Here is a 996-nt window from a genome sequence, read left to right on the forward strand (position 1 = left end):
ACGCGGGCGGCGCGGGGCACTTCCAGCACGTAGCGCGGGGCGGCCTGCAGCTGGGCAAACAGTGCGGCCGGTACCGTGAGCCGGCCAATCTGCCGGCTTTCGTCCTCTACCCAGATGGGGGCATCGGTGGGCAGCTGCGCCAGGGCGGCGGCCAAGTTGTTTTCGAACTGCTCCTGCGTGGGCTGGGCCGGCTGCCCGATGCTGCCAAAAGCCGAGCCCTTGTGGTGCGCCAGGCCTTCGAGGTCGAGCACGTGCTGGCCGGGCGTGGCGGCCAGCACGTGCAGCACGTCGGTTTTGCCGCTGCCGGTGAGACCCCCCAGCACCCGCCACTGCCGGGGCTGGGCAAACGAGGCCAGCACCGCCCGGCGGTAGTCCTTATACCCGTGGTCGAGCAGGTGGACTTTGAAGCCGGCCAGCTCCAGCAGCCACAGCACCGCGCCGCTGCGCATGCCGCCGCGCCAGCAGTGCAGCCGCACCTCCTTGCCCGGAGCCAGCTTTTTGGCCTGCTTCACCATCGCCGACATCTTCGGCCCGAAAAACTCCAGGCCCAGGTGCACGGCCCGCTCTTGGCTCACCTGCTTGTAGGTGGTGCCAATGCGCGCCCGCTCCTCATCGGTGAACAGCGGCAGGTTCAGCGCGCCCGGCACGTGCCCTTGCGCAAACTCAATAGGCGCCCGCACGTCGAGGATAGGATAGGAGAGGGCTTCGAATTCGGGAAGGGCGTGGCGGGGCATAGGAGCAGTTATCAATGAGCAGTTTGTCGGAATCGCTCAGAAATGGGATGGGCTGAAGTCCAGCAGCAAAGACGCTTACGCTTTCAGCTGCCGCCGATAAAGCTGTACGGTGTTTTCGAGGCCCAGGTATAGGGCGTCGCACACCAGGGCGTGGCCGATGCTCACTTCGGCCAGCTCGGGCAGCTGCTGGTGCAGCCAGGCCAGGTTGTCGAGGTCGAGGTCGTGGCCGGCGTTCACGCCCAGGCCCAGCTGGCCGGCGCGG

General features: G+C 67.2%; 2 protein-coding genes. Both read right to left on the bottom strand.

The features are described 5' to 3' along the window. Window positions 1-734 (bottom strand): tRNA 2-selenouridine(34) synthase MnmH (gene mnmH, locus ACYVDE_RS24135; RefSeq protein WP_460504065.1); only part of this gene is annotated, 734 nt, incomplete at its 3' end. 75 nt (window positions 735-809) lie between these two features. Beyond that, window positions 810-996: pyridoxine 5'-phosphate synthase (locus tag ACYVDE_RS24140; RefSeq protein ID WP_460504066.1), on the bottom strand; the 187-nt coding region annotated here is incomplete at its 5' end.

Source organism: Hymenobacter agri, assembly GCF_054778495.1.